Genomic DNA, 5,602 nt, shown 5'->3' on the forward strand with positions numbered 1-5,602 from the left:
GTCACCGCGACCCCGGGCGAGGCGGCGCGCCTGGGCCTGAGCCGGCTGCTCGTCGTCTGCGGCAGCCGGGGCGAACGCATGGCCCGGGCCGTCGCGGACGCGCTCGGTGACAGCTGCGCGGGAGTGCACGCCGAGGCGCGGATGCACGTGCCCGTCGAGGACGCCGACCGGGCCGTCACGGCCGTCCGGGCGGCCGGAGCGGACGGCTGCGTCGCGGTCGGCGGCGGCTCCGCGATCGGGCTCGGCAAGGCGATCGCCCTGCGCACCGGCCTTCCGCTGATCGCCGTGCCGTCGACGTACTCGGGCTCCGAGATGACCCCGGTCTGGGGCCTGACCGAGGACGGTGCCAAACGCACCGGCCGCGACCCGGTCGTCCAGCCCCGCAGCGTCGTCTACGACCCCCGGCTCACCCTCTCCCTGCCCGTGGCGCTGACCGTCACCAGCGGGATCAACGCGCTCGCGCACGCCGTCGAGGCGCTGTACGCACCGGACATCTCACCGCTGGTGTCGGTCATGGCCGAGGAGGGCGTCCGGGCCATGGCCGAGGCCCTGCCGCGACTGGCCGTCGGCCCGGACGACCTCGACGCGCGCAGCCGGGCGCTGTACGCGGCATGGTTGTGCGGGGCGTGTCTCGGCGCGACCACGATGGGGCTGCACCACAAGCTGTGCCACGTCCTCGGCGGCACCTACGGCCTGCCCCACGCCGAGACCCACACCGTGGTCCTGCCCTATGCCCTCGCCCACAACGCCCCCGCCGCCCCGCAGGCGTTGACCGTCCTGCGCCGCGCCCTCGGGACCGACGACGTGCCCCGCGCCCTGTGGGAGCTGGCCGGCCGCCTCGGCGCCCCGCGCTCCCTGGCCGAACTCGGCCTCACGGAGGCCGACGTGGCCCCGGCGGCGGCCCGGGCCGCGGGCGAGCCGTACGCCAACCCGCGCGAGGTGACCGTGGAGGGGGTTCGGGGCGTGCTGCTCGCGGCGTACGAAGGGGGCCCGCCGGACTCCGGATCGCGGACAGAAGGTGACCGCAAGCCTTCCTAGGGTCGTGGCATGACTCAGACGCAGAGGATTCTTGTCACCGGCGCCACCGGAACCGTGGGCCGTCAGGTCGTCGCCGAACTGCTCGACCGGGGGCACGAGGTGTGTGCCCTGACGCGCGACGCCGCGAAGGCCGCCTTCCCGGCCGGAGTCGATGTCGTCGAGGGTGACCTGACCGAGCCGGACGGCCTGGCCCCGGCGCTGGAGGGCGTCACCGGTCTCCACCTGATCACCTTCGGCGGTGCCGCCTTCAGCCCGCTGGAGACCGGCCCCCGGATCCTTCAACTCGCCCGCTCCGCCGGTGTCCGCCGTGTCACGGTGCTGCACGGCGGCGGGCCCACCCCGCTGGAGGACGCGGTACGGGCCGACGACGGTGTGGACTGGACGGTGCTCATGCCGGTCGAGTTCATGGCCAACGCCCTGGAGTGGGCGGACGGGATCGTGACCGCGGGGGAGGTGCGGGAGCCCTTCGTCGACCGGCTGAGCGCCATGGTCCACGAGGGGGACATCGGCGCCGTCGCGGCCGTCGCGCTCACGGAGGAGGGGCACGGCGGCCAGGAGTACGTCATCACCGGCCCCGACGTGCTCACGGTCGGCGACAAGGTGAAGACGCTCGCCGCCGCCGTCGGCAGGGAGATCACCCTGGTCGAGCTGACCGAGGAGCAGGCTCTCGCACAGTGGCGGGCGGCGGGTCTCGCGGAGGACGTCATCGGCTTCCTGCTCATGGCGTACGGCGACACCCCCGAGGTGGGCCGTACGGTCTCCGGCACCGTCGAGAAGGTCACCGGCCGCCCGGCGCGCACCTTCGCCCGGTGGGCAGCCGGCCACGCGGACGCGTTCACACGGCAGTCCTGACTGTCTCGTATTGAGACACCCGGACCGTCATCCGGTCCGTCAAGATCGACAAGGGGGTGTGACCGCAGCAAGGTGCGGCCGTCGGCATGCGAGGAATCGCCGACCGCACGGCCGCACACCCGAAGAAAGGTGACCACCATGGCCCTCGCACTGCTCCGGCGCCGGTGGCTCAAGAACACCCCTGCCGCAGCGGCGGGCCTCGCCCTCCCCCTCCCCTCCGGCGCGGGTGCCGTCGCCCGCGAGGTCGTCGACCCGATGGGCTCGCCGCTGGCGGCCGCGGACGTCACCGTCACCGCCCTGGACACCCACCGCGTCGCCGCCCGCGGCACGACCGACCCGTACGGGTACTTCCTCGCGGCGCTGCCGCCCGGCCGGTACAGCCTGCTCATCTCGGCCGAGGGCCTGCGGCCGCACCGCGAGACGATCCAGACGGGCCCGGGCACCCCGACGGCCACCGAACGCGTCTGGCTGCAACCCGCCGAGGCGCTCCAGCTTCCGACGCCCGGCACCTGGCTCTTCGACCCGCCGCACACCGCGATCCGGTTCATCGCCAAGCACGTCGGCATGGCAAATGTCCACGGCCGCTTCGAACGCTTCGAGGGCGGCATCCGGGTTGCCCCGGACATGACCGACTCCCGCGTGCACGTCCGCATCGACGCCTCCAGCATCACCACCGGCAACACCACCCGCGACAACCACCTGCGGTCCGCCGACTTCCTCGACGTCGAACGCTTCCCGTACATCGATTTCACGAGCGCGCGCTTCGCCTACCGGGGCGGCAGCAAGTGGACGCTGCAGGGCTCCCTCACCATGCACGGCGTCAGCCGCTCGGTGGCCCTGGACACGACGTACCTCGGCACGGTGAACGGCGGCTACGGCCAGGAGCTGCGCTGCGCGGCGCTCGCGACGGCGGAACTCCACCGCGAGGACTACACGCTCAACTGGCGTTCCATGCTGGCCCGGGGCATCGCGGTGGTGGGCCCGACGGTCCAACTGGAACTCGACGTCCAGGCGATGTACCGCACCCACGACACGCCTACTCCGCCGGAGTAGTGACCTGAACTGGGCCTCTCGTAACGGCCTCTCGTAACGGCCCAGGTCTTGCCCCACGTCACCGAATCCGCCCTACGGACGAACTGTGCCTGGCCGGCATCGGGCCACACCTCCGGCGGCCGGGTCGGTGCCGGGCCGGTGCGGCGCTCCGCCGCCCGACGTTCTCTCCCCGTAGAACCGTCAGCCACGGCCAGAGATCCGGCAACGGCTGCTCCGAGCAGTCCATGCGGTGCTCGACCGGCACGGTGAATAGAGCGCGCGGACCGGACGATGGGCCTGCGCTGCGGCGACATCACCGGTGCGGTGAGACTCGGCAGATCAGGCCGGTGACTCTCGCTGGGTCCCCGGCGGCCGGGATGCGACGACACCGCGACCACCCCCCGGGAGCCGCGGCACACCGTCGATAATCGCTGGCACCGTCCAGCCGGTCTTCCTACACTCACGCACATACCCGCGCCGCCCACGATCCCGGCGATGCACCGAGGTGACGAACGAAGGGGGACCGCCATGCGTGACCACACCGCTGTCGCCGTCTCCCTGCCGCAGCACGAGGTGATCCTGGTGTCTTCGTCGCCCCGGTGTCCGCTGCGCGGCGGCACCGGCTGACCGGGGGGAACGCCCGGCGGCCCCCGACAACTTGACGTGACGTCAGGTCTCGGAGACTCCTGCCTGTTTCGCCCGGGAATCGCGCTGCCCCATTTCGGATCGCATCGAAAGGCCCTGGGCCGTGCGCACTCGCCTCACCCCGCTCGCCGTCGTCCGCAACCTCGGCATCCTCGCCCACGTCGACGCGGGCAAGACCACCGTCACCGAACGGATCCTGTTCGCCACCGGAACCACGCACAAGCGCGGCGAGGTCCACGACGGCACCACCGTCACCGACTTCGACCCGCAGGAGCGCAACCGGGGCATCACCATCTTCGCCGCGGCGGTGAGCTGCGCCTGGGACGGTCACCGGCTCAACCTCATCGACACCCCGGGGCACGTCGACTTCGCCGACGAGGTGGAGCGTGCGCTGCGGGTGCTCGACGGTGCGGTGGCCGTGTTCGACGCGGTGGCCGGGGTGGAGCCGCAGAGCGAGTCCGTGTGGCGACAGGCCGACCGGCACCGCGTGCCCAGGATCGCGTTCGTCAACAAGATGGACCGCGCCGGGGCCGACCTCGACGCGGCCGTGGCGTCGATCCGGCAGCGACTCCACCCGGCGCCCCTGGTCGTGCAGCTCCCGGTCGGCTCGGAGGACTCCTTCACCGGCGTCGTCGACCTGGTGCGCATGCGCGCACTGCTGTGGGCCGACGGCGGCTCCGCCGAGGAGACGCCGGTGCCGGACGGCCTGCGGGACGAAGCCGTCGCCCGCCGCCGGGCGCTGGAGGAGGCCGTGGCGGAGCTGCACCCGGGCGCGCTGGAGGAGTTCTGTGACACGGGCACGCTGTCCGAGGGCACCCTCTCCTCGGCGTTGCGCGAGGTGACCCGGGACGGTGACGGCGTGGTCGTGCCGTCGGGGATGATCAGGTGGCGGGAGTACCTGCGGACCTCGTCTACGGTGAGCTCGGAAGCCGGCTCGACCAGGGGTGGCAGCGACACGGGGACTCCGTTGGTCGGTCAATCACTACGGTTGTTCTCCCCGTAACAGTGCCATGCCCTTTTTCATTCCGAGACACCTGTTCCGATACGCGAGACGAATTCGTCCCAGTAGCCGGGCATGGCCTCCCAGGGGTCGGTGCTTCCGCCGCGATCCGTGTGGTCTGTGATCCAGACCGTCGCCGCGCCCTGCCAGCGGGCGATGCTCAGTGCCTCGGCCAGATGGGGGCGGGGCACACCGTGGACGAAGTGGCAGAAACGCTCGGGCGCATGGTCGACGGTCCACTCGGCCACCTGGGACCAGCGGTAGTCGCTCCAGGGCCCGGAGAAGGTGACCAGCTGGTCGGCGAGTTCGGCGTAGCCGGGGTGCGGGTGGATGCCGTGACCGAGGACGATGTGGGCTGCGTCACGAATCACACGCAGCGAGGCGACCGTGCGGCGGACCTCGGGCAGCCCGGCGTGGTCCGCCGGGCAGCGCTCCAGGAGGAAGCCGTCGACCTGGTACCAATCGACGAACCGGTGGGCGTCCGAGATCAGCTCGCCGAAATTGCGGGTGCCGTACCGGGTGTCGAGGTGGCCGAGGACGCGGATGCCCGCGTTGCGCAGCCGGCCGGCCGCCTCCAGGCAGTGCGGGTCGGGGCGGGTGCCGGGGCCGTCGGCCACGTTGAGAACCACCCAGTGCAGCGGGGTGCCGGGGCGGGTCAGCTCACCCCACTCGGTGGGGGCGAGGAGGGGATGCGCGTACCCGGGGACGCCGACGCCGGGACGCAGTTCCGTGTCCGAGGTGTGCCGCCGGGATCTCGTCAGATGCGGCATGCCGCCTCCATCCAGATGTCGGCGAGGGACTCCTCCAGGCCGATCCGGGGACGCCAGCCGAGCCGGTCGCGGGCGGTGCGCACGTCGGCCTGCTGCCAGCTGCCACAGCCGTCCGGGTACGGGTACGCGACGGGGGGCGCGTGGTCCGGGTCGGGACGGGGGTGGCCGATGGCCGTGCGCAGGGCGCCGGGCGGTCCGTCGAGTTCGTGGAGGGCGCCGCCGTATCCGGCGACGCGGGCGAGGACCGCGGCGGCGTCGCGCAGGC

4 protein-coding genes and 2 pseudogenes are annotated in these 5,602 nt (G+C 72.6%); 4 read left to right on the forward strand and 2 right to left on the reverse strand.

Annotation, left to right across the window (positions count from 1 at the left end; translation table 11 throughout):
- From ABZ281_RS35365 to ABZ281_RS35380, 4 genes and pseudogenes are all read left to right on the forward strand, one after another.
- A partial coding sequence (locus ABZ281_RS35365) for a maleylacetate reductase (RefSeq protein ID WP_356662165.1) occupies window positions 1-1,038 on the forward strand: 1,038 nt, incomplete at its 5' end.
- Between the two features lie 9 nt (window positions 1,039-1,047).
- A complete protein-coding gene (locus tag ABZ281_RS35370; protein ID WP_356662166.1) occupies window positions 1,048-1,890 on the forward strand; it encodes an NAD(P)H-binding protein in 843 nt (280 codons plus the stop codon).
- A gap of 138 nt (window positions 1,891-2,028) precedes the next feature.
- Complete coding sequence (locus ABZ281_RS35375; protein WP_356662167.1) at window positions 2,029-2,943, forward strand: YceI family protein; 915 nt, start codon at window positions 2,029-2,031, stop codon at window positions 2,941-2,943.
- Between the two features lie 727 nt (window positions 2,944-3,670).
- Window positions 3,671-4,435 (forward strand): annotated as a pseudogene (locus tag ABZ281_RS35380) (GTP-binding protein); the annotation flags it as partial.
- 152 nt (window positions 4,436-4,587) lie between these two features.
- On the opposite strand, the gene ABZ281_RS35385 reads toward ABZ281_RS35380, so the two are convergent.
- Together ABZ281_RS35385 and ABZ281_RS35390 are read right to left on the reverse strand one after the other, a co-directional pair.
- Window positions 4,588-5,337, reverse strand: a complete 750-nt coding sequence (locus ABZ281_RS35385) for a spherulation-specific family 4 protein (protein WP_356662168.1) — start codon at window positions 5,335-5,337, stop codon at window positions 4,588-4,590.
- Window positions 5,325-5,602, reverse strand: a pseudogene (locus ABZ281_RS35390) (reductase); the annotation flags it as partial. The pseudogene ABZ281_RS35390 and the gene ABZ281_RS35385, both read right to left, overlap by 13 nt.

Source organism: Streptomyces sp. NPDC006265 (assembly GCF_040613555.1).
GTDB lineage: Bacteria > Actinomycetota > Actinomycetes > Streptomycetales > Streptomycetaceae > Streptomyces.

What these genes read in the sequence shown, in the direction of transcription:
- ABZ281_RS35370 (WP_356662166.1), top strand. Translation starts at nt 1,048, where the DNA reads ATGACTCAGACGCAGAGGATTCTTGTCACCGGCGCCACCGGAACCGTG.
- ABZ281_RS35375 (WP_356662167.1), top strand. Translation starts at nt 2,029, where the DNA reads ATGGCCCTCGCACTGCTCCGGCGCCGGTGGCTCAAGAACACCCCTGCC.
- ABZ281_RS35385 (WP_356662168.1), bottom strand. Translation starts at nt 5,337, where the DNA reads ATGCCGCATCTGACGAGATCCCGGCGGCACACCTCGGACACGGAACTG.